Genomic DNA, 22418 nt, shown 5'->3' on the forward strand with positions numbered 1-22418 from the left:
TTCCCCTCAGCATCGAAACGCGAAGCGGAGGGGAGAGCGCGGAGCGCGAATCCGCGTGCCAGCGGATTCGCGTAGCGCGACGCTCCCCGCTCCACTCAGCGCGACCACCTCGGAAAGCCGACCGCGGCGGTGATGACGAGCGGAGCGAGGAATCGCCGCAAGACGGCTCAAAAAAAGCCCATGGGCCCTTCCGCGTAGCTGACGAGGAGGTTCTTCGTCTGCTGGTAGTGGTCGAGCATCATCTTGTGGTTCTCGCGGCCGATGCCGGACTGCTTGTAGCCGCCGAAGGCCGCGTGGGCCGGGTACTGGTGGTAGGTGTTGGACCAGACGCGGCCGGCCTCGATGGCGCGGCCGGCGCGGTAGAGCTGGGCGCCGTTGCGGCTCCAGACTCCGGCGCCGAGGCCGTAGAGGGTGTCGTTGGCGATGGCGATGCCGTCGTCGAAGTCCTCGAACGAGGTGAGGGCGAGGACGGGGCCGAAGATCTCCTCCTGGAAGATGCGCATGGAGTTGCGCCCCTCGAAGACCGTCGGGTTGACGTAGTAGCCGCCGCTGAGCTCGCCGCCCAGGTCGGCGCGGTCGCCGCCGATGAGCAGCTTCGCGCCCTCCTGCTTGCCGATGTCCATGTAGGAGAGGATCTTCTCCAGCTGGTCGTTGGAGGCCTGGGCGCCGATCATCGTCGAGACGTCGAGCGGGTTGCCCTGCTTGATCCGGCCGACGCGCTCGAGTCCGTCGCCGACGAAGTCGTCGTAGATGGACTTCTGCACGAGGGCGCGGGAGGGGCAGGTGCAGACCTCGCCCTGGTTGAGGGCGAAGAACGAGAAGCCCTCGAGCGCCTTCTCGTAGAACGAGTCGCGCTCGGCGGCCACGTCGGCGAAGAACACGTTGGGGCTCTTGCCGCCGAGCTCGAGGGTGACGGGGATGAGGTTCTCGCTCGCGTACTGCATGATCAGGCGGCCGGTGGTCGTCTCGCCGGTGAAGGCGATCTTGCGGATCCGCGGGTGCGAGGCGAGCGGGGCGCCGGCCTCGATGCCGAAGCCGTTGACGATGTTGAGCACGCCGGCGGGCAGCAGGTCGTGGATCAGGTCCATCAGCACGTGGATCGACGCGGGGGTCTGCTCGGCCGGCTTGAGGACGATGCAGTTGCCGGCGGCAAGTGCCGGAGCGAGCTTCCACACGGCCATCAGGATCGGGAAGTTCCAGGGGATGATCTGGCCGACCACGCCGAGCGGCTCGTGGAAGTGGTACGCGATGGTGTCGTGGTCGATCTCGGAGACGCCGCCCTCCTGGGCGCGCAGGGCGCCGGCGAAGTAGCGGAAGTGGTCGATCGCGAGCGGGATGTCGGCGGCGAGGGTCTCGCGCACCGGCTTGCCGTTCTCCCAGGTCTCGGCGACCGCGAGCAGCTCGAGGTTCGCCTCCATCCGGTCGGCGATGCGCAGCAGCACGTTCGAGCGCTCGGCGGGGCTGGTCTTGCCCCAGCTCGGGAACGCCTTCCAGCCGGCCTCGACCGCGCGGTCGATGTCCTCGGCGGTGCCGCGGGCGATCTCGCAGAAGGGCTTCCCGGTGATCGGGGTGATGTTCTCGAAGTACTGGCCCTTCGCGGGGGCGACGTACTCGCCTCCGATGAAGTGGTCGTAGCGGGAGCGGAACGAGGCGACGGATCCCTCCGTGCCCGGGTTGGCGTAGACCGTGGACTCCGGTTCCTTCGGTGCCTGGTCGGCTACCGGGTCGGCGTACAGCGTCATGTGGACCTCCATCGACGTCGTTGTCGGGTGAGTGCGGGGTGTCGCGCTCGATCCGACCGTACGTCGCGGGAGGTTGCACGCCGTTGCACGACCGCGCGGCGACGGAGGCGGCGGCCGGGCGCGGTCAGCGCTGCTCGGCCTCGAGCTCCTCGAGGTGCGCGACGATGCCGGCGCGGCGGGGCGAGCGGCGCGGCAGGATCCGCAGCAGCTCGGCCCAGACCTCGGCGTCGTCGTGGCCGTCGGGCCCGTGCGCGTAGGCGAGCAGCGTCTCGGCGGCGGCGCTGGTGAGCACGGTGGCGCGCACGCGGCCGCGCAGCTCGTCGGCGATCGCGCGGACACCCGGGGCCTCGGAGCCGGGCAGCGGGGCGCCGGCGTAGGCGTCGAGGGCGAGCCGGTGCGCGCCGCGGTCGAGCAGGCCGACCACCTGGCGCGCGTCGAGGTCGACCGGGCTGGCGAGGCGGTACGGGCGCGAGAGCGGCACCAGCCGCGGGAGGCGCGGCTCGAGGATCCGGCGCAGGCGCACCATCTCGGCGCGCACGGTGACCACCGCGTCCTCCCGCCCGTAGAGCAGCTGGGCGAGCGCCTCGGCGGACAGCCCCGCACGGTGCCAGGCGAGGAGGGTGAGGATCTCGGCGTGCCGGGTGGAGAGCTCGAGCTCGACGCCGTCGGCGGTGACGACGCCGGTCTCGCGGCCGAGGACGCGCAGGCTCGGCGCGCGGGCCGCCGCGGGCCGGGGTGGCGAGCGGCGGGGCTGCGCGCGGCGAGGGCGCTGCAGCCGCTGCACCATCAGCTGGCTCTCGACGGCCGCCGCGGTCGCCTCCATCAGCGGGAGGGTCTGCGGGGCGACGACCTCGGCGCCGCCGGTGATGTCGATCACGCCGAGGATCTCGTGGGTCTCGGGGTCGTGGATCGGCACCGCGGTGCAGCTCCAGGGGTGGACGAGCGAGGCGAAGTGCTCGGCGCCGTGGATCTGCACGCCGTGATCGAGGACGAGGGCGGTGCCGGGGGCGGAGGTGCCGACGTCGGGCTCGGCCCAGGCCGCTCCCTCGACGAAGAGCATCCGCTCGGCGGAGCTCTTCAGCGCCTGGTCGCCGTCGATCCAGAGCAGCCGACCCAGGGCGTCGCCGACCGCAACGAGCACGCCGCTGTCCTCGTCGGCGTCGCGGACGAGGAGGCGCCGGATGACGGGCAGCACCGAGGCGAGCGGGTGCCCCATCCGGTAGTCGCGCAGCTCGTCGCTCGAGAAGGACAGCGGGGCGGTGAGGCGCTCGGGATCGAGGCGGTGGCGGCGCGCCCGCTCCCAGGAGGCCTCGACCAGCGGGCGGCGGCGACCGCTGCCGGGCAGGGCGAGCCAGGGGTTGGTCATCTCATCCGCCCCTCGTCGTCGATCGGTGAGGCGCTCGGGCGCCGCGGCAGGGCAGAGGCTACTCCGCGAGGCTCGACGGCGCCTCAGGCGCGACGACCTCGGACCTCCTGCGGCGCGCACTCCCCCGGCGCGCGGGCAGCGCCAGGAGCAGCACGGCGAGCACCAGGACGGCGATGCCGGCGACCGCGTCGGGGGTCAGCCGCTCGCCGAGCAGGGCGACGCCGAGGAGGGTCGCGGTGGCGGGCTCGACCAGGGTGAGCGTCGAGACCGTGGCGGCGGGCAGGAGGCGCAAGCCCCGCGCGAAGAGGGTGTAGGCGACCGCGACGGTCACCACGCCGAGCCAGAGCACGGCGGGGAGGGAGCCGGCGACGCGTCCGGGGTCGCCCGCGAGCAGGACCGGCAGCGCGAGCAGCGCGGCGGTGCCGAACTGGGCGCCCATCGCGGCGGCCGGAGTGAAGCCGCGCTCGAGCAGCAGCTTGCCGCAGACGGCGTAGAGCGCGTAGGCGGCACCGGCTCCGGCCGAGCCCGCGAGACCGAGCACGGAGACTCCGCCCGCGGCGCCGCCGGTCAGCAGACCGGCGAGCAGCACGACGCCGACCGCGGCGAGCGCCGTCGAGACGAACCAGCGCGGGCTCGGGGCGGAACGCAGGACGAGCCACTCGAGCAGTCCGGTGAAGGCGGGGGCGGAGCCGAGCGCGACGATCGTGCCGACCGCGACGCCGTTCTCGGCGGTGCCGGTGAAGAAGGCGGGCTGGTAGGCGGCGACGCCGGCCGCACCGAGGAGGACGAGCAGCACCGTCGAGGCGAGCGGCCTCCGGGCGGCGCGGCGGGGAGCGCGCGCCGTCTCGACGCCGAGCAGGGCGGCCAGCAGCGCTCCGCCGAGCACGATCCGGGCGGCGCCGAGCAGCAGCGGATCGACGCCCTCCGCGCCGAGCGACTGCGCGGTGCCGGTGGTGCCGAAGCAGACCGCGGCGAGGAGGATCGCGGCGACCGCGGACCCGCGAGACCCCATCTCCGCCCCGTCCCGCGGCCGGGCGGCGCGCGGGCTCCAGTCTGGCAGCGACGGACCTTCCGCCGTTCAGGTTCCGGGCCCGGGATGGCGGTACGGTCGAGGCGAAGGCGGGTGGAGCATGGGCATCGCGGAACCGTTCGACGTGGAGAGCTACCGTCGCAGCGCGCACGGCAGCCTCCACGACCACTTCTCGATCCGCGAGTTCGAGGAGGCGCCGCTGGATCGCGAGGCGATCGTCGCGTCCGCCTACCTCCGCGCTCTCGAGCACGCGGCCGTCGTGCGGGTGCTGCCGCTCGCGCGGGCGCACCCCGATCCGCGGGTGCGGTCGTTCGCGACGACCTGGGCCGCCGAGCGGCACCGGATCGCCGACGCGCTCGGCGAGGTGCTGGCGGCCTCACCGCGGATCCGCGGCGTCGAGACCGGCCCGGCCGAGCCCGTGGTCCGGAGCCGGGTGCTGCGGGACCGCTCGTCCCGGCTGCTCGCGGGGCCCGTCGCCCTCGCGCTGGCGGTCGACGCGCAGATCGCGCTGCACGCCTACCGACGCCTCGCGCGGCTGTCGCTGCACCCCGAGATGGAGCGCCTCGCCGAGACCGTCGCCGCGATCCTCGAGCGGCACGCCGACTTCTTCGGCGAGCTCGCCGCGGACACGATCGGCCGGCCGCTGCGTCGCCGGATCGTCGCCGCCGCCGTGCTCGCCTCCGTGCGGCTGCCGGTCGGCGAGGCGGCGCTGCCCGACGAGCTGGCCCGCGAGGGACGCGAGCTGGTCTTCGGCCGCGACGACGGCGGACTCGACGGGATCGACGCGGGCGTCGTCGCGCTCTTCGCGCTGCCCTGCACGGCGGCGCGACGGCTGCTGCGGCCGCATCGGACGCTGCCGCTGCGCGCGGCGGTGCAGGCGGGGCGCGTCGGGGCCGACGTGGTCGCGGGGGTGCGGGAGCTGCGGTCGCTGGTCGCGGATTGAACCGGCGGCGACCCTGAGCGCCGCGCTTCTCGAGGACGCCCTCCGCGCTACGTGGATTCCCGCTGGACGAGGCTGACGGGCAGGATCCGCTGCCGGTCGACCTCGCGTCCCTGCAGGACGGCGACGACGGTCTCGGCGGCGATGCGGCCCATCTCCGCGAGGGGCTGGCGGATCGTCGTGATCGGCGGGTCCGTCGTGGTCGCGATGACGACGTCGTCGAAGCCCACGACCGAGACGTCCGTCGGCACGCGCCGCCCGGCGGCCCGGAGGACGTGGATCGCGCCGTGCGCCATCAGGTCGGAGGAGGCGAAGATCCCGTCGAGGTCGGGGTAGCGCTGAAGGAGGCGCACCATCGCGGTCACGCCGCTCTCGACCGTGAACGCACCGTGCGCGAGGGGCGCGTAGTCGATGCCCAGGTGCTCCAGCTCGTCGCGCCAGCCGCGCAGCCGCTCACGGGCGGGCTTCATGTCGTGGGGGCCCGTGATGATGCCGAGTCGCCGACGGCCGGACTCGGCCAGCACTCGTGCGGCGAGCCTCCCTCCCCCGTAGTTGTCCGCGTCGATCACGAGCGCGTCGTCCGCGAGGGCGACCCTCGGCCGTCCCACCCAGGCGATCGGGGCCGGAGAGTCCGCCAGCTCCTGGGTCACCTGGGTCATCTCGTTCTGCAGGATCACGATCGCCCCGTCGACCGCGCGCGTGCGGAGGAGCCGGGCGACCCGGCCCCTGTCGTCGTAGTCCGCGGGCAGCAGGACCGGCTGGACTCCCTGCGCGTGCAGGCTCGCCGCGGCGCCCTTCAGGACCGCCGTGAGGATCGTCCCGGGCAGGCGGTCGAGATCCTCGAAGGCGACGATCAGCGCGATCGAGCCCGCGCGGCCCCCGCGCAGCATGCGCGCGGCGCCGTTCGCCTCGTAGCCCAGCTGCTTCGCGGCGCGCTCCACGGCGGCGGTCATCCCGGCGTCGACGTTGGTCCGGCCCGCGAGCACTCGCGCGGCGGTCGCGCGGGACACCCCCGCGATGCGCGCGACGTCCACCAGTGTCGGTTCAGCCATCGCCTGTCCTTCTGTCGAGGAGGAGCGAGCGCCACGGCGTCGCGGGAGCGCCACGAGTCACCGTCCCGTGCTCCGAAGACACAGGATGTCAGAATTCGGTCCGCGCACTGCCAGCTGCGATCGGGGGCTTGCGGGCGCAGCGGGACGCGGTCCTCGTGATGCCGGAGTCCCGACCCGCCGAAACACCCGTGTCACCTGCCTGGGGTACGGTGACCGCCGGGGTTCGCGAGGAGACGCATGCACGGAGGACGACGGCTGGCACGGCGCCTCGGCGTCGGCGCCCTCGCCGCGCTCGTGCTGGTGGTCGGCGCCGGGATCCCCGTCTACGTGCTGCCCGCGATCGATCCGGTGCCGGAGCACGCCGACGCGGTGCTCGTGCTCGGGCCGCCCACCCGCGCGCGCACCGAGCTCGGCCGCGACCTCGTCGAGGCGGGAGTGGCCGACACCCTGGTGATCTCGGTCTGGGCCTCGGATCTGGCCGCGGCTCCGGGCGAGAACGACGTGGTGGCCTGCGACGAGCCGGACATGGACGTGATCTGCTTCACGGCCGACCCGGGGACCACCCAGGGCGAGGCGCGCGCCCTGGCCGACGACGCGCGCGCGGACCACTGGGACAGCGTCGTCGTCATCACGCAGACCCCGCACATCGCGCGGGCGCGGCTGCTGCTCGGCCGCTGCTTCGACGGCGAGCTCTCGATGGTGTCCTCCGGCGAGCCGTACACGCTCGGCGACTGGGCCTACGAGTACGTCTACCAGACCGGCGCGTTCGTGAAGGCGCTCGCGGACCCGGCCTGCTGACCGGACCCGCGCCGGCCCGGGCCGCTCAGCCGAGCAGCTCCCGGACGTCCTCCGCGGTGATGCCGCCGGTCGCCGCCGCGCCGTCGTCGGACATCACGGCCGCGAACAGGGCGGCCTTCGCCTCCTTGAGCGCCATCACCTTCTCCTCGATGGTGTCCTTCGCGACGAGCCGGTAGACCATCACCGAGCGGGTCTGGCCGATGCGGTGCGCGCGGTCGACGGCCTGCGACTCCGTCGCCGGGTTCCACCACGGGTCGAGCAGGATGCAGTAGTCGGCCTCGGTGAGGTTGAGACCGAAGCCGCCCGCCTTCAGCGAGATGAGGAACACACCCGCCTCACCGGAGCGGAAGCGGTCGATGACCTCGTCGCGCTTCTTGGTCGCTCCGTCGAGGTAGGCGTACTCGACACCGGCCGCGTCGAGCCGGCCGCGCACCCGGCCGAGGAAGCGGGTGAACTGGCTGAAGACCAGCACCCGGTGCCCCTCGGCGAGCGCGTCGGCGAGCAGCTCGTCGAGCAGGTCGAGCTTGGTCGACGGCACCGTGGCGTGCGCCTCGTCGACCAGGGCCGCGTCGAGCGCGACCTGGCGGAGCACGGTGAGGGCGCGGAAGATCGCGAAGCGGTTCTTCTCGAAGTCGCCGATCAGCCCGAGCACCCGCTGCCGCTCGCGGGCGAGGTAGGTGTCGTAGACCTTGCGCTGGCGGGTGCCGAGCTCGACCTCGATGGTCTGCTCCTGCTTGGGCGGCAGCTCCGTGGCGACGAGCTCCTTGGTGCGGCGGAGCATCAGCGGGCGGATGCGGCGGCGCAGCTGGCTGAGGCGCTCGGTGTCGGCGTCGCGCTCGATCGGCTTCTGGTAGTACTCGGCGAAGCCGGCCGGCGAGGGGAAGAGGCCCGGAGCGACGATCGACAGCAGCGACCAGAGCTCCATCACGTTGTTCTCCATCGGCGTGCCCGTGATGGCGAGCTTGAACGGCACGTCGAGGCGCCGGGCGAGCTGGTGGGTGGCCGACTGGCGGTTCTTGACGAACTGCGCCTCGTCGAGCAGGAAGCCGGACCACTGGATCCCCGCGTAGGACTCGTAGTCGAGGCGGAAGAGGGCGTAGGAGGTGACGACCAGCTCGGCCTCGCCGATCATCGTCGACAGCGCCTTGCGCTTCTTCTTCGAGGTCTCGTCGATGCCGACCACGCGGAGGTCGGGGGCGAAGCGCTTGGCCTCGCCGACCCAGTTGGGCACGACGCTCGTCGGCGCGACGACGAGGAACGGGCGCGGCGAGGTGCCGGCGCTCGCGGCGGCCGCGCGCTGCTCCTGCATCACCCGGGTGACCAGCGCGAGCGACTGCACGGTCTTGCCGAGGCCCATGTCGTCGGCGAGCACGCCGCCGAGCTGGTTGTCGTAGAGGAAGGAGAGCCAGTCGTAGCCGAGCTGCTGGTAGGGCCGCAGCTCGACGGCGAAGCCCTCGGGGAGGGCGCGGGACTCGAGGGCGCCGGTCGCGGTGAAGCCGGAGAGGCCCTCGACCGAGCGGCGCCAGGCGGCGGCCTGCGCCTCGACGACGCCGAGCTCGACCAGCTCGTCCCAGAGCGAGGACTGGAAGCGGCTGATCCGGAGCGTCTCGCTCGGGTCGTCGGAGAGCTCGCGCGCCTCGGCGATCAGCTCGCGGAGGCGGCCGAAGCGCTCGTCGTCCAGCGCGAAGTAGACGCCGCTCGGCAGCACCATGTACTCGTCGCCGCGGGCCAGGGCGAGGAAGATCTCGGCGAGCGGGACCGCCTCGTCGTTGACCGTGACCGAGATCTCGAGGTTGAACCAGTCGCGGCTGTCCGGCTGGGCGACCGTCTGGACGGCGACGACCGGCGCGGTCTCGGCCTCGCGGTACTCGACGCGCTGGCCGATCTCCTCGATCTCGACGGTGCCGAGCTCGCGCAGGCGCTCGACCTCTCCGGTGAGGAAGCCGACGGTCTGCATGCCGCGCAGGTCGAAGGTGGGGCGGAGGCGGCGGCTCGACGGCGAGACCAGGGCGGGCGTCGACTCCGGGTCGATGCCGGCGCCGCCGAGCGAGTCGAGGATCCGCTGCTCGGCCTCGGCGTCGCGGTAGCCGGACTCGTCGTCCAGCCGGAGCGGCAGGCGCTCGGCCTCGGTGCCGCGGCCGCCCTCGATGCCGTAGCGCCACCACCAGGAGCCGCGGAGTCCCGCGCCCTCGGTGTGCTCGAGGGTGAGGCCGAGCCGCGGCTCGGGGACGGGCGGCGCCTCGAAGGAGCCGTCGCGCGAGACGATGTCGAAGAGGCGGTGCAGGCGCTGGTAGTGCTCGGTGAGGAAGGCCGACTCCTCCTGCTCCGGGATGCGGATCGGCTCGTTGCTCCAGAGGAAGGTGCGCGCGGAGGAGACCAGCGGCGCAGCGAACGGCACGAGCGTGACGGCCTTGCCGCGCAGCTCGTCGCCCTCGTCCCAGGTGTAGAGGCCGACGGCGGGGTCGCCGATGAAGCCGAAGTGCTCCGGAGCCGGGTGGTCGCCGATCGCGACGAGCGAGCGCAGCTCGAGGCCGGCCGGGGTGCGGGTGACGTCGATGGACGCCGTGGCGGTGGTGTCCAGGATCTTCAGCGGGGTCTGGTCGCGGTCGCCCATGACCAGGCCGATGCCGGCGCGGACGGCGCCGTGCAGGGCCGCCCAGATCGCCTCGCTCCGGCACTGGTCGAGGTAGAGCCAGGTGTCGGGCGAGTAGTAGCTCGAAGCGCTGTGCCCGGAGAGCAGGCCCTGCATCTCGCGGACGACGTCGATCTGGCGCTCGTCGTAGTCGTGGCTGTAGTGCAGGTAGCCGAGGTCTCGCCAGCTGGTGCCGGTGCGCACCCAGCGGTCGCGGTCGCCCATCCGGACCGGGCGGACGCCGAGGCGCGGGCGCGGCTCGGGCGGCGGACGGTAGCTGTTGTAGCGGCCGGGCGGGCGGCGCACGGGCTCGCCGGGGAGGAGCTCGAACTGGAGGCCGAGCGGGATGCCGGAGTGGGAGCGCTCGGCGCCCGCGAGCAGCGGCGCCAGAGCGCTGCGCCACTCCGGGACCGCGTCGACGGCGGCCTCGCCGGGGAACGGGCCGCTCAGGGCGCCCTCGCGCTCGCGGCGGAGCGCCTCGATCAGCACCGCGGCGACGTGCTTGCACTCGTGCTTGACCGGGCAGCTGCAGGCGCCGCCGAGGAGGATCGAGTGGTCGCCCTCGTCGCGCAGCTGCACGCTCACGGCGTAGGGCGAGCGGCCGGAGCCGCGGACCTGGCCGAAGAGCCGGGTGCGCCCGCCGAACCACTGCAGCTCGGCGACCCGGCCCTCGTCGGCGTAGGCGACGCCCTTGTCGAGGGCGGCGGTGCCGACGAGTCCCCGGATGTCCTGCTCGCTGAAGGGTTCGCGGCCCTCGGCCCCGGGCGCGGCCGAGGGGGGCAGCACCTCTTCGGGGGGACTCTGGCGGGCCATGGACCTCACGCTCTCCGCGCACCGACCGGAGCGCATCCGTCCATTCAACCCGATTCCGGAGGCGCCGGGAGCCGCGGGGCGGGATCCGCGCCCTCCGCGCCCGCTCCTACGATGGACGGATGCCCCGCCTGTCGATCGTCTCGGCGCACACCTCGCCCCTCGAGCAGCCCTCGACCGGCGACGCCGGCGGGATGAACGTGTACCTCGCCGGGGTTCTGCCCGAGCTCGCGGCGCTCGGCTGGGAGGTCACCGTGCTCACCCGCGGCGAGGGCGTGCGGCGGCTCGCGCCGGGGGTCTCGGTGGTCGGCGTGCCGGTCGAGGCGGCGGACAAGTACGCGCTGGCGGCCTCCGCGCCCGCGTTCGCGGCGGCGGCCGAGGGTGCGGACGTCGTGCACTCGCACTACTGGGTGTCGGGGCTGGCGGGGGCGCTGACCGGCGCTCCGCACGTGCACTCGATGCACTCGAACTCGCTGGCGAAGAACGTGCGGCTGGTGCCGGGCGACGTGCGGGAGCCGGAGGAGCGGATCCGCGCCGAGCGCTCGGTGCTGGGCTCGGCGGACGCGGTGGTGGTCGCGGGGGCGTCGGAGCGGTCGGACGTCGTGGACGGCTACGGGGTGGATCCGGCGCGCGTGCTGGTCGTGCCGCCGGGCGTGGATGCGCGGTTCTCGCCGGGGGCGGGCGAGCGTGCGCGGGAGATCGTGCTGCTCGGGCGGGTGCAGCCGCTGAAGGGGCAGCTGCTCGCGGTGCAGGCGCTCGCGCGGATCCCGGTCGGCGAGCGGCCGCTGCTGCGGCTGGCGGGCGGGCCGGCGCCGGGACGCGAGGGGTACCTGGAGGAGGTGCGCGCGGCGGCGCGGGAGCTCGCGGTGGACGAGTGGGTGCGCTTCGAGGGCGTGGCCGACCGCGAGACGGCGGCGGCGCTGCTGCGCGGGGCGCGGCTCGCGCTGGTGCCGTCGGCGGCGGAGACGTTCGGGCTGATCGCGCTCGAGGCGGCGGCGAGTGCGACGCCGGTGCTCGCCCGGCGGACGACCGGGCTGGTCGACGCGGTGCGCGACGGCGAGAGCGGCGTGCTGATCGACTCCGGCGACCCGGCGGTGTGGGCGGCGGAGATCCGCCGGCTGCTCGCCGACGACGCCGAGCGCGCGCGCCTCGGCCGCGGCGGCGTGCAGTGGGCGGCGGCCCACACCTGGGCGGCCGCGGCGGCCCGCCTGGACGCGCTGTACCGCGGGCTGCTGCGGACGCGCTGACGCCGGGCCTCGCTGCATGCTGATCGAGTAGCCCTCGCAGATCCACCGTCGTTCGGTGGGTGGGTCTCGATACGCCGCTGCGCGGCTACTCGACCAGCATGAAATCCGCAGCGCGCGCTGCCCGGGGCTGGGCCGCCTGCATGCTGATCGAGTAGCCCTCGCAGAGGGCGTATCGAGATCCGGCGTCGTCCGGTGGGCGGGTCTCGATACGCCGCTGCGCGGCTACTCGACCAACATGAGGGCGCCGCTCCGCGGCTCCGCAGGCGGCTAGTCGGCGATGGCCGGGGTGCCCGGGTCGAAGTGGGCGCCGCGGGTGGAGCGGTACCAGGGGGCGAGGCGGTCGGGCGAGACGGCGACCATGGCGGCGCCGGTGAAGCCGGCGTCGTTGCCGAAGCGGGCGGAGACGATCTCGGTGCCGAGGTCGAGGAAGCGGGCGAACTCGTCGAAGACGTGCGCCGCGGCTCCGCCGATCACGAAGAGCTGCGGGGAGAGCAGCATCTCGAGGTGCCGGTAGTAGACGTTGAGGCGGCCCGCCCACTCCTCGAGGGTGATGCCCTCGCGGCGGACGGCGGAGAAGCCGACGCGCGGCTCGAAGTCGGGGCCGTCGATGTGCACGTGGCCGAGCTCGGAGTTGGGGATGACCTCGCCCTCGTAGACCAGCGCGGTGCCGATCCCGGTGCCGAGCGTGGTGAGCAGGCAGAGGCCCTCGCGGTCGCGCATCGCGCCGAACTCGCGCTCGGCGACGCCCGCCGCGTCCGCGTCGTTGACGACGACGACGTCGACGCCGGTCGCCTCGGACAGCAGCGCCTGCGCGTCGATCCCGACCCAGCGCTGCGAGACGTGGGTGGTCTGCCGCACGATGCCGCCGCGGACGATGCCGGGGAAGCCGACGCCGACGGGAGTGCCGGCGATCGGCGAGACGTCGCGGACGATGCCGGCGATGGCCGCGGCGAAGTCCTCGGGCTCCTTGCCGACCGGGTTCGCGACGGCGAAGCGGCGGGCGGCGCGCTCGCCGGTGGTCACGTCGACGAGGGAGGCCTTGATCGAGGTGCCGCCGATGTCGACGCCGACGGCGAAGCGCGGGAGGAGGCCGTCCTGGGGCTGGGTCACGGATGCTCCGTCTGGGAAGTGGTGGCGAGGGCTGACCTCGGGCTCGCGGGAACGCGCACGGCTCGCCGGATCACAGGATCCCGACGAGCATTGGACGAGTCTACGAGCCGGAGGTCCGAGCGGGCTCGGAGGTGGCGTCGAGGCCGTCCAGGAGGTAGGCGATCACCGGCTCGTAGAGGTGGACGGCGAGGCCGTCGTCGATCGGGACGACCACCTCGATCGAGCCCTGCGCCTCGGCGACGAAGACGGCGGGGTCGTTGCAGTCGGCGATCGCGATCGTCGCCAGGCCGCGCCGCCCGGACGCACCCGCCCAGCCGTGGTCGGCGACGACGAGGTCGGGGCGGATGCCGAGCGCGTCGAGCTCGTCGAGGAGGGCGTTCATCGGCTCGGCCGAGTGGGTGTGCTGGAGGCTGCCACCGCGGTAGGCGCAGGTGACGCCGCCGGTGCACCACAGCCGCTGGTGCTCGTCGGCCAGAGTGACCCGGATGCCGTCGGGGCGGGCGAACGGGAGGGCGTTCACGTCGACCACGCGGGCGCCGGCCGCCGTCGCGGCCGCGGCGAGCCGGCGGTAGACGTCCAGCAGGGTCGCGGGGTGCGCGGTGGCGAAGAGGATCAGCGCGCCCTCGCGCACGGCGCGGGCGAAGCGATCGCGGTAGGCGTCGAGCGCGGCGACGGTGAGGGCGGCGTCGATGCGGTCCTGGCCGTGCTCGAACGCGGGGTCGGTGCTGATGCCGACCCGCTCCCCCATCAGGGCGAGCAGGCTCTCGACGTCCCAGTGCTCGGCGACGTCGACGCCGTAGAGGTGGGCGGGCTCGCGGGCGGCCAAACGGCGGAGGTTGCCGAGGTTGCTCGCGCGGCCGGTGAGGACGGCGCCGGTGAGGAGCGACTCGTCGAGAAGCGCGGCGAGGGCGGCGGCGGACAGCGGCATGCGGAGGGGCCTTCCGGTGGGGGTCCCTCGAGCGTAGTTCGAAACCCGTGCTTGACGAGTGATAGTCGCCGATATATCGTTACTACATCGCCGACAGATCGTGAGCACTCGCTCCGACGGGCGAGACGGATTTCGAGAGGAATCCCCTGACACGAGAAGAGACACCATGAACACCAGGAACTCCTTCCACGACCACAGCGACCGCTTCGACCGCTCGCACGGCGACCACGACCACGGCCACGGCGGCCACGACCAGCCCGGCCGCCGCGAGCGCCGCGGCCCCGGCGGACACGGCCGCGGCTTCGGTCCCGGCTTCGGCTTCGGCGCGGGCTTCGGCGGCTTCGGCCCCGGCTTCGGCGGCCCCGGCTTCGGCCGCGGCGGAGGACGGGCCCGACGCGGCGACGTCCGCGCCGCCCTGCTCTCCCTCCTCGCCGAGAAGTCCTCGAACGGCTACGGCCTGATCAAGGCGATCGCCGAGAAGACCAACGGCTCGTGGCGCCCCAGCCCCGGCTCGGTCTACCCCACGCTCCAGCAGCTCGTCGACGAGGGCCTCATCACGGCCGTCGGCGAGGGCCGCGGCACCGAGTACCAGCTCACCGACGCGGGCGGCACCTACGTGCGCGAGCACGCCGACGAGCTCGCCGCCGCCTGGGAGGCCACTCCCGGCGCGAGCGACGCGGACCGCGAGTTCGTCGAGAACATCGGCAAGCTGATGGGCGTCGTCCAGCAGTTCCGCGGAGCCTCGGAGGCGCAGCGCGCCGCCGCCTCCGCGAAGCTCGACGAGACCCGCCGCGCGCTGTACCTGATCCTCGCCGACTGACGGAGGCTCTGCCGCCAACATGCGGGTCGAGCAGGCCCGCCTCATGCTGGTCGAGCAGCCCCGCAGGGGCGTATCGAGACCCGGCGTCCCCAGAAGGGCGGGTCTGCAGACCGGCCTCCGAACGGTGGTGGATCTCGATACGCCCGCGGAGCGGGCTACTCGATCAGCATGACTCCGCCGCGGTCCTGCGGTGGCGGCGACCCCTGCCGATCGAGCAGGCCCGCCTCATGCTGGTCGAGCAGCCCCGCAGGGGCGTATCGCGACCCGACGCGCTCAGCAGGGCGAGTCTGCAGACCGACCTCCGAACGGTGGTGGATCTCGATACGCCCGCGGAGCGGGCTACTCGATCAGCATGAAGGGGGCGCGGTCCTGCGGGGGCGGCGACCCCTGCCGATCGAGCAGGCCCGCCTCATGCTGGTCGAGTAGCCCCGCAGGGGCGTATCGAGACCCGACGTCCCCAGAAGGGCGGGTGTGCAGACCGACCTCTGAACGGTGGTGGATCTCGATACGCCCGCGGAGCGGGCTACTCGATCAGCATGAAGGGGGCGCGGTCCTGCGGGGGCGGCGAACCCTGCCGATCGAGCAGGCCCGCCTCATGCTGGTCGAGCAGGCCCGCAGGGGCGTATCGAGACCCGACGCGCTCAGAAGGGCGGGTCTGCAGACCGACCTCCGAACGGTGGTGGATCTCGATACGCCCACGGAGCGGGCTACTCGATCAGCATGAAGGGGGCGCGGTCCTGCGGGGGCGGCGACCCCTGCCGATCGAGCAGGCCCGCCTCATGCTGGTCGAGTAGCCCCGCAGGGGCGTATCGAGACCCGACGTCCCCAGAAGGGCGGGTGTGCAGACCGACCTCCGAACGGTGGTGGATCTCGATACGCCCGCGGAGCGGGCTACTCGATCAGCATGGAAGCGATCAGCATGAAGGCACGCCCGCGGAGCGGGCCGCTCAACCAGCAGGCAGGACGACGGACGCCCCTCGCGCACTCGCGCGGGGGGCGTCCGTCGTGTCAGCGGTAGGAGGACGCCAGGCGGGCGAGGCCCTCGTCGAGGGTGACCGCCGGCGTCCACTGGAGGTCGGCGCGGGTCGCGCGCTGGTCGAACCAGTGCGCGGTCGAGAGCTGCTCGGCGAGGAAGCGGGTCATCGGCGGCTCGTCCTCCCCTGGGCGCACCGCCCAGACGCGCTCCACGAGCGAGCCGGCTGCGCGCGCGACGCCCGCGGGCACCGACCAGGCCGGCGGCCGCACGCCGGCGGCCCGGCAGATCCCGGCGAGCAGCTCGGCCACCGGCCGCGGCTCGCCGTTGGTGACGACGTACGCGCGGCCGTGCACCGCCTCCGCCCGGCCGAGCGCGGCGAAGATCGCCGAAGCGGCGTTGTCGATGTAGGTGGAGTCGATCAGCGCCTGGCCGTCGCCGAGCAGCGGCAGCCGGCCGGTGCGGGCGCGCTCGACGATGCGCGCCACGAGCTGGGTGTCGCCCGGCCCCCAGACCAGGTGCGGACGCACCGCGACCACGGCGAAGCCCGGCGCGTCCGCCGCGAGCGCGAGCAGCTCGGCCCGTGCCTTCGTGCGGGCGTAGTCGCCGCGGGCGCGCTCGGGATCGGCGGGCTCGGCGCTCTCGCCGATGATCGAGGCGCCGGCGTGCGCGACGGACGGCGACGACACCTGGACGAAGCTCCGGACACCTGCACGAGCGGCGGATGCGAGCAGATCCCTGGTCCCGTCGACGTTCACCCGGACGAAGTCGGCCGGATCGCCCGCGAGCGAGACCTTCGCCGCGAGGTGCACCACACCCTCGCAGCCCGCGACCGCGGCCTCGACGGCGCCCGAGTCGGCCAGCGAGCCGCGGACGTCCTCCACCCCGCTCACTCCCGAGGGACGGCGCTGGAAGGTGCGGACCTCGTGGCCCGCCGCGACGAGTCCCCCCGCGACGGCGCCGCCGAGCAGCCCGCTCGCCCCGGTGACGAGCACCCTCACGGCGCGACCATCCGGCCGCCGGCGAGGATCGACTCCGCCCAGCGCGCGAGCGCGGCCCGGTCGATCTTGGAGTTGTGCCGGATGTCGGTCGGCAGCGCCGGCACGACGAGCACGGCCGCGACCGGTGCGCCCACGGCCGCGCGGACCTCGGCGGCGATTTCCTCGGAGGCGAGCTGCGTGCGGCGGGCGCCCTCGTGCCGCTCGACGACGGCGACGAGCTGCGCGACTCCGCGGGGCCCGACGCCGACGAGCGCGGCGCGGGAGACGGCGGCGACGCGCGCCTCGATCCGCTGCTCGGGCCCGACGGGCGTCACGACGCCGTCGGCGGTGACGATCACGTGCGGCAGGCGGCCCTCGACCCAGAGCCGGCCGTCGGCGTCGATCCGGCCGACGTCGCCGGTGCGGTGCCAGCGCTCGCCCGGGACGGCGCCGCGGCGCGCGGCGCGGTCGGTGAGCCAGAGCCGCTCGTAGTGGTCCTCGACGTGGCCGGCGGAGACGACGATCTCGCCGGTCACCCCGACGAGCTCGGCCGGCTCGGGAGCGGCCTGCCCGTCGTCGTCGAGCGGAGCGATCCGGAGGCGGACGCCCGCGGCCGGCACACCGACGCAGACTCCCCCGCGCGGATCGTCGTCGGCGGCGGCCGCGCGGATGCCCTCGAGCGACGCGTCGGTCAGCAGCAGGCCCTCGGTCATCCCGTAGGGCGTGCGGGCCGAGGCGTTCGGCATCAGCGCCTGCGCCTGGGCGAGCAGGCCCTCGGCGACGGGGGCGCCGGCCGAGAGGAAGGTGCGGACGCCGGCGAGCGCGCGGTGGTCGTCGGCGTCGAGGTCACCCGCGGTGGCGACCACGTTGGCGAGCGCGGCCGGCGAGAGGAAGAGGACGGTCGCGTCGACGCGCGCCGCTGCGGCGGCCACGGCCCGCGCGGTCAGCGTGCGCGGGGAGGTGACGTCCATGTCCGGCGTCGCGGAGCGGGTGCCGAGTGCCGGGCCGAGCAGGGCGAACGGCGCGAAGCCGGCGACGAGTCCGGTCCCCGGTCCGATGCCGTACTGGCGCGCCAGGGCGTCGCGGACGCCGGCGAGCTGGCGGTGCGTGTAGACGACGCCCTTCGCGGGGCCGGTCGAGCCGGAGGTGAAGAGGATCGCGGCGGTCGCGTCGGCCGCGGGCGCCTCGCCGAGGGCGTCGGCGGAGGCTTCGAGCTCCGCGCGGCCGAGCTCGATCAGCTGCCCGAGCGAGGTGTCGACGCCGAGGGCGCGGGCGGAGGCGCGCGGCAGGGTCTGCGTCGAGACGCGACCGCCCGGCCAGCCGAGCGCGCGGGCGACGGCGAGCCCCGGCAGCGCGCCGACGACGAGGTCCGGCCAGGCGCCGCGGACGGCGCGGGTCAGCCCGCGCAGGCCCAGGCCCGCGTCGGCGACGACCACGACGGCCCCGATCCGCAGGCAGGCGTAGAGCAGGGCGGTGAGATCGGCGCCGGGTGGCACGAGCAGCGAGACGCGGTCGCCCGGAGCGACGCCCGAGGCCCGGAGCCCTGCGGCCAGCTCGCGGACCCGCTGCGAGAGCAGCCGCCAGGACACCGAGCGCGGTCCGCCTCCCCCGGGCGGCGCCATCTCGACCAGCGCGAGCGAGTCGTCCTCGACGCGCTCGTCGAGGTGCCGCCAGAGCGGCTCGATCGGCACAGTCGGGCGGTGGACGTCGGGGGCCTGGGCACCGGCGGTGACGTCGCCGAGCCAGGTGAGGACGGCGGCGGAGTAGTCGACGTCCTCCGCGAGCAGGTGGCCGGTGCCCTCGAAGCGGTGCACCTGCGCGTGCGGGAGGCGGTCGACGAGGTCGTCGAGGTAGCGGTCCGAGAAGATCGGGTCGAGCGGGCCCCAGAGCAGCAGCGCCGGGGTCTCCAGAGCGCGGACGCCCGCGGCGATCCGCTCCAGCTCGGTGTGGCTCGGGTGCGCGGGGCCGACCGGGATGTCGGCGACGAACCCGCCGACGCCGCCCCGTCGCTCCGCCGAGCGGTAGGGCGCGCGGTAGCCGTCCTTGACCGCGGCCGGGATCGCCGGGTGCCCGAGGGCGAGCGTCGTCTCGAGGAACGCGGGCGTGCCGACGGTCGAGGCGCCGAGGACGCCGGAGGCGAGCGCGAGCCGCAGCGGCGCGGGGATCGGCGCGTCGGCCGGCTGGTGGATCGCGGTGTTGAGCAGCATCGTGCCGCGCAGGAGCTCGGGGTGGTCGACCGCCCAGCCGAGCGAGACGACTCCGCCCCAGTCGTGGCCGAGGGTGACGACGTCGCTCAGGCCGAGGACGTCGGTGAGGTTCGAGAGCTCGCGGACGCGGTCGGCGAGGGCGTGCAGCTCGCCGGTGCGCTCGGAGAAGCCCATCTCGAGCTGGTCGACGGCGACGACGCGCCAGGCCGGCTCGCCGCGGCGGGCGGCCGCGACGGTGGCGGCGGCGAGGGCGCGCCAGAGGTAGGACCAGGTCGGGTTGCCGTGCACGCAGAGGATCGTGCCGAGCGGCTCGACGCCGCCCAGCGCCTCCTGCGTGTCGAGCAGGTGCCAGCGGCGCGGGACGCCGTGCGCATCGGGCGCGTCGACGAGGCGCGACCAGGACGGATCGAGGCCGTCCAGTCCCGCCGGCGGCAGCTCCGCCGCCGAGGTCGAGCCGAGTGCGCGGCGGATCCTGGCGGCCGGGTGCCGGCCGGCGGCGGCGCTCACCAGGCGATCTCGAGCATCGCGGTGTTGATGCCGGAGCCGACGCCGAGCAGCAGGACGCGGTGGCCCGGCTCGAGGGTCTTCGACTCCTGCGCGAGGGTGATCGGGATCGACGCGGGGCCGACGTTGCCGAGGGTCGGGTAGGTGGTGGGCACCAGCTCGGGGTCGATGCCGACGGCCTTCACGAAGGCGTTGGTGTGCACGTCCGACACCTGATGCATGATGTAGCGGTCCATCCCGCCCCAGCTCCAGTCGCGCTTCGCCTCCTTCCAGGCGGAGACGACGAGCTCCATGCCGCCCTTGAGCAGCGCCTTCGCGTCGGTGAACATCCCGTCGACGCTGCCGACGCAGAGCTCGTTGAACTGGGTGGCCGCGCGGGTGATGCCGCCGAGGATGCGGTGGCCCTTGGGGTGCTCGTCGGCCGGGCCGAGGATCGCGGCCGCGGCGCCGGACCCGAGGGTCAGGCTCGCGAACTCGCTCATGAAGTCCTTGCGCTTGATGCCCTCGCGGCTGAGGCGCTCGATCGTGTTGACCTGGATCTCGTCGGCGTCCTCGCCGTCGATGATCATCGCGTACTTGATCTGGCCGGAGTCGATCAGCTGGGCCGCGAGCGTCATGCCGTTGACGAAGCCGAGGCAGGCGTTCGCGATGTCGAAGTTGATCGCGGAGGACGGCAGGCCGAGCCCGTGATGCAGGCGCACGGCGACCGAGGGCTCGAGGTGCTTGCGGGTGACCGAGGTGTTGATGATCAGCCCGATCTGGTCGGGCCGGATGCCGGCCTCGGCCAGCGCGCGCTTGCCCGCCTCGATCGCGGCGCCGTCGAAGCCCTGCTCGGGGCCCCAGTTGCGGCGCTCCTGCACGCCCGCGACGCGCTGGAGGAGTCCGGTGGGGAGTCGCAGCCGCTTCAGCGCCGGCGCCAGTCGCGCGTCGATCTCTTCCGACGTGGTCACCCGGGGGGCCATCGTGGTAGCGACGGACAGCAATGCGACGTTGCGGTGCGTGGTCGTTGCGTTTCCGTCCAACGGAACTCCCTATCGAGTTGTCGATCTCGGCATGTGCCCCCGTGATTTTACGCTGTCGTTCACCCGACGCTTGCTGGACGCGGGCTGGACGGCGGCGACATGCACACTCCGGAGGCCTGCTGCGCGCTCTGACGCGGAATCGCGCGCGTTCTCGACGGTGTCCTCCGGGGTGGCCACAGGCGACCCTCCGGTGTCAACCACCCGGCGCGCGGTGCACCTCCGGCTCGCGGAAACGGCTTCGGCTCGCAGGAGCAGCCGGATTCCACGAGCCGGACCTGAGATCGCGAGCCGGACGTGACGGCCGCCGAGCTCCGGCTCGCGGAGACTGCTCCGGCTCGCCGGAACAGGCGGATCCGACGAGCCGGAGCCGAAACCGCGAGCCGGAGGTCCGGGCCGCCGACGTTCGGCTCGCGGAAACAGCTTGGGCTCGCCAGAACAGGCGGATCCCGCGAGCCGAGGCCGGAATCGCGAGCCGGAGGTGTCGGCGGAGGCACGGGCGGCCGAGGTTCGGCTCGCGGGAACCGCCTCGGCTCGTCGGAATCCGCCGGTCTCGCGAGCCGGGGCCGGTTTCGCGAGCCGGAGGTGCGGGCGGAGGCGAGCAGGGAGGGAGGTGCGGACGACAGCCGCGGGCAGCGCGTGCCGCCTCAGGTGCCCATCGCCCAGGGCTCGCGGTCGCCGCGGAGGCGGGCGGCGAGCGCCATCGCCTGCTCGTCGGTGAGGGTGGCGACGTAGTCGACGACGCCGCGGGCGCGGCCGAGGCGCTGCAGCGACTCCGCGTCGACGCGCGGGCGGCCGCGCTCGCCGGCGGGCAGCCACTCGGGGCGGTCGGCGCGGAGGCGGAAGTAGCCGTCGGTCGCCAGCTCGATCAGGTCGAGCAGCTTCTGCGGGGCGCGCGGGCCGTCGCGCGGATCGTCGAGCCAGGCGTCGAGGTGGGTGACCAGCGTCCCGAGCACCTGCGACTGACCGCGCTGATAGGTCGCGAAGTCGGGCCGGTCGATGACGAAGCGGGTGTGCACGAACTTCAGAACGGCGACGTCGTGCCAGGCGTCGGGCAGCAGGGTCAGGTGCCCCGAGCGCACGTTCGGCTCGGCGAGCACGAGCACCGAGCGCTGCAGCCGGCCGATCCAGGAGGAGACGAACGACTCGATCGCCCGCTCGGTGCGGGTGGAGCCGTCGAAGGGCACCGCGAGCAGCCCCTCCACCAGCTCGGCCGAGACCCGCTCGACGGAGGAGCGGAAGTGCTCGTCGCTGGCGATCCACGGGTCGCGGGCCACCAGCCTCCGCCGCAGCATCTCCAGCGAGTGCCCGGGCGCGCGCGCCCACAGCTCGTCGGCGTCGAGGGCGGCCAGCGCGTTCTGCTCGCGGAGGAACGCGCGGAACTCGACCGCCACGGCCGCCTGCTGCAGCACGCCCGCGCGGTAGAAGTCGTCGAGGTCGTGCAGCGAGTAGGCGATGTCGTCGGCGACGTCCATCACCGAGCACTCCAGCGTCTGCTGCCAGGGCGCGATCGCGGTGAAGCCGGTGCGGGAGTCGAGCAGGTCGTCGAGGTCGAGGGTGTAGGCCGAGAACTTGGGCGGCGCGGTCTCCCAACGGCTGGCGGTGGAGCCGCGCGGCAGCTCGGTCGGGTCGGCGGTCTCGAGGTCCGGCCGGCAGACGGTGCGGCCCCACGGATACTTGAGGACCGCGGCGCGCGAGGCGGCCGTGAGGTTCAGCCCCGCCTCGACCGTCTCGCAGACGTCGAGCTCGGACAGGATACGGAACGACTGCGCGTTGCCCTCGAAGCCCTCCTCGAGGCCGAGCTTCTCGCGGGCCAGGCGGTCGAGCGCCTGCTCGCCGAGGTGCCCGAACGGCGGGTGACCGAGGTCGTGCGCGCTGGCCGCGGCCTGCACGACGACCGGGTCGCAGCCGCCGAGGCGCTCGACCAGCTCGCGCTGAGCGGTGTCGGTGGTGGTCAGCTGCATCGCGATCGCGCGGGCGACGGCGGTGACCTTGATGGAGTGCGTCAGCCGGTTGTGCACGACCTGGCCGACGCCGGAGGGCGAGATGACCTGCGTCACCGCGGAGAGCCGGGCGAAGTAGGGCGAGAAGCGGATCCGCTCGAGGTCGACCCGGTACTCCGGGAACTCCTCGCCGGTGGCGAAGCGGTCGACGGGCTCCGGCGTGCGGCGGTCGCGGCGGGTGTCGTGCGCCCGGTCGTCCGCGTGCGCCCGGTCGTTCGCGGGGGGCAGTGCCGGTGTCGCCTCGTGCATGGGCCCAC

The 22418-nt window shown here is 74.1% G+C and carries 15 protein-coding genes; 4 read left to right on the top strand and 11 right to left on the bottom strand.

The annotated features are described in order from the left end of the window. Nucleotides 1-167 precede the first annotated feature (167 nt). The 3 genes from EDF17_RS08155 to EDF17_RS08165 form a co-directional block, all read right to left on the bottom strand. Nucleotides 168-1742 carry an aldehyde dehydrogenase family protein gene (locus tag EDF17_RS08155; protein ID WP_123447035.1) on the bottom strand — a complete coding sequence of 525 codons (1575 nt, stop codon included), beginning with the start codon at nt 1740-1742 and terminating at the stop codon, nt 168-170. Between the two features lie 124 nt (nt 1743-1866). After that, a complete protein-coding gene (locus EDF17_RS08160; RefSeq protein ID WP_123446634.1) occupies nt 1867-3108 on the bottom strand; it encodes a helix-turn-helix domain-containing protein in 1242 nt (413 codons plus the stop codon). Nucleotides 3109-3166: 58 nt separating this feature from the next. Then, on the bottom strand, nt 3167-4120 hold the full coding sequence (locus tag EDF17_RS08165; protein WP_123446635.1) for an EamA family transporter: 954 nt from the start codon (nt 4118-4120) through the stop codon (nt 3167-3169). 118 nt (nt 4121-4238) lie between these two features. On the opposite strand from EDF17_RS08165, the gene EDF17_RS08170 reads away from it, so the two are divergent. Beyond that, nucleotides 4239-5081 carry a ferritin-like domain-containing protein gene (locus EDF17_RS08170; RefSeq protein WP_123446636.1) on the top strand — a complete coding sequence of 281 codons (843 nt, stop codon included), beginning with the start codon at nt 4239-4241 and terminating at the stop codon, nt 5079-5081. A 47-nt stretch (nt 5082-5128) separates the two neighbouring features. Here EDF17_RS08170 and EDF17_RS08175 read toward each other — a convergent pair whose 3' ends face one another. Continuing rightward, nucleotides 5129-6130 (bottom strand): LacI family DNA-binding transcriptional regulator, encoded by a 1002-nt coding sequence (locus EDF17_RS08175; protein WP_123446637.1) that lies wholly within the window; start codon nt 6128-6130, stop codon nt 5129-5131. A gap of 237 nt (nt 6131-6367) precedes the next feature. Between EDF17_RS08175 and EDF17_RS08180 the strand changes: the two genes are divergently transcribed. Next, nucleotides 6368-6928, top strand: coding sequence for a hypothetical protein (locus EDF17_RS08180; protein ID WP_123446638.1), 561 nt, complete (start codon nt 6368-6370; stop codon nt 6926-6928). A gap of 25 nt (nt 6929-6953) precedes the next feature. On the opposite strand, the gene EDF17_RS08185 is transcribed toward EDF17_RS08180, so the two are convergent. After that, nucleotides 6954-10373, bottom strand: a complete 3420-nt coding sequence (locus EDF17_RS08185; protein WP_166649628.1) for a DEAD/DEAH box helicase — start codon at nt 10371-10373, stop codon at nt 6954-6956. 119 nt (nt 10374-10492) lie between these two features. On the opposite strand from EDF17_RS08185, the gene EDF17_RS08190 reads away from it, so the two are divergent. Beyond that, complete coding sequence (locus tag EDF17_RS08190) at nt 10493-11617, top strand: glycosyltransferase (RefSeq protein ID WP_123446640.1); 1125 nt, start codon at nt 10493-10495, stop codon at nt 11615-11617. A gap of 267 nt (nt 11618-11884) precedes the next feature. Here EDF17_RS08190 and EDF17_RS08195 read toward each other — a convergent pair whose 3' ends face one another. Then, the gene (locus tag EDF17_RS08195) at nt 11885-12727 is read right to left on the bottom strand and encodes an ROK family protein (protein ID WP_123446641.1); all 843 of its coding nucleotides are present in this window, start codon (nt 12725-12727) and stop codon (nt 11885-11887) included. A gap of 100 nt (nt 12728-12827) precedes the next feature. Continuing rightward, nucleotides 12828-13655, bottom strand: a complete 828-nt coding sequence (locus EDF17_RS08200; protein ID WP_123446642.1) for a phosphatase — start codon at nt 13653-13655, stop codon at nt 12828-12830. Between the two features lie 166 nt (nt 13656-13821). Between EDF17_RS08200 and EDF17_RS08205 the strand changes: the two genes are divergently transcribed. Then, nucleotides 13822-14475, top strand: coding sequence for a PadR family transcriptional regulator (locus tag EDF17_RS08205; RefSeq protein WP_123446643.1), 654 nt, complete (start codon nt 13822-13824; stop codon nt 14473-14475). A 1008-nt stretch (nt 14476-15483) separates the two neighbouring features. Here the strand turns inward: EDF17_RS08205 and EDF17_RS08210 are convergent. From EDF17_RS08210 to dgt, 4 genes are all read right to left on the bottom strand, one after another. Then, on the bottom strand, nt 15484-16449 hold the full coding sequence (locus EDF17_RS08210; RefSeq protein WP_123446644.1) for an NAD-dependent epimerase/dehydratase family protein: 966 nt from the start codon (nt 16447-16449) through the stop codon (nt 15484-15486). Next, a complete protein-coding gene (locus EDF17_RS08215) occupies nt 16446-19142 on the bottom strand; it encodes an alpha/beta fold hydrolase (protein ID WP_243732835.1) in 2697 nt (898 codons plus the stop codon). Before EDF17_RS08215 ends, EDF17_RS08210 begins: the two co-directional genes overlap by 4 nt. After that, on the bottom strand, nt 19139-20161 hold the full coding sequence (locus EDF17_RS08220; protein WP_123446645.1) for a 3-oxoacyl-ACP synthase III: 1023 nt from the start codon (nt 20159-20161) through the stop codon (nt 19139-19141). Before EDF17_RS08220 ends, EDF17_RS08215 begins: the two co-directional genes overlap by 4 nt. 644 nt (nt 20162-20805) lie before the next feature. Beyond that, nucleotides 20806-22410 carry a dGTP triphosphohydrolase gene (gene dgt, locus EDF17_RS08225; RefSeq protein WP_123446646.1) on the bottom strand — a complete coding sequence of 535 codons (1605 nt, stop codon included), beginning with the start codon at nt 22408-22410 and terminating at the stop codon, nt 20806-20808. Nucleotides 22411-22418 lie beyond the last annotated feature (8 nt).

Origin of the sequence: Rathayibacter sp. PhB1 (assembly GCF_004362935.1) — a bacterium.
GTDB classification, from domain to species: domain Bacteria; phylum Actinomycetota; class Actinomycetes; order Actinomycetales; family Microbacteriaceae; genus Rathayibacter; species Rathayibacter festucae.

Coding starts and splice junctions, on each gene's coding strand:
- dgt (WP_123446646.1), bottom strand. CDS start 22,410: ATGCACGAGGCGACACCGGCACTGCCCCCCGCGAACGACCGGGCGCAC.
- EDF17_RS08205 (WP_123446643.1), top strand. CDS start 13,822: ATGAACACCAGGAACTCCTTCCACGACCACAGCGACCGCTTCGACCGC.
- EDF17_RS08170 (WP_123446636.1), top strand. CDS start 4,239: ATGGGCATCGCGGAACCGTTCGACGTGGAGAGCTACCGTCGCAGCGCG.
- EDF17_RS08165 (WP_123446635.1), bottom strand. CDS start 4,120: ATGGGGTCTCGCGGGTCCGCGGTCGCCGCGATCCTCCTCGCCGCGGTC.
- EDF17_RS08185 (WP_166649628.1), bottom strand. CDS start 10,373: ATGGCCCGCCAGAGTCCCCCCGAAGAGGTGCTGCCCCCCTCGGCCGCG.
- EDF17_RS08190 (WP_123446640.1), top strand. CDS start 10,493: ATGCCCCGCCTGTCGATCGTCTCGGCGCACACCTCGCCCCTCGAGCAG.
- EDF17_RS08155 (WP_123447035.1), bottom strand. CDS start 1,742: ATGACGCTGTACGCCGACCCGGTAGCCGACCAGGCACCGAAGGAACCG.
- EDF17_RS08175 (WP_123446637.1), bottom strand. CDS start 6,130: ATGGCTGAACCGACACTGGTGGACGTCGCGCGCATCGCGGGGGTGTCC.
- EDF17_RS08160 (WP_123446634.1), bottom strand. CDS start 3,108: ATGACCAACCCCTGGCTCGCCCTGCCCGGCAGCGGTCGCCGCCGCCCG.
- EDF17_RS08180 (WP_123446638.1), top strand. CDS start 6,368: ATGCACGGAGGACGACGGCTGGCACGGCGCCTCGGCGTCGGCGCCCTC.
- EDF17_RS08200 (WP_123446642.1), bottom strand. CDS start 13,655: ATGCCGCTGTCCGCCGCCGCCCTCGCCGCGCTTCTCGACGAGTCGCTC.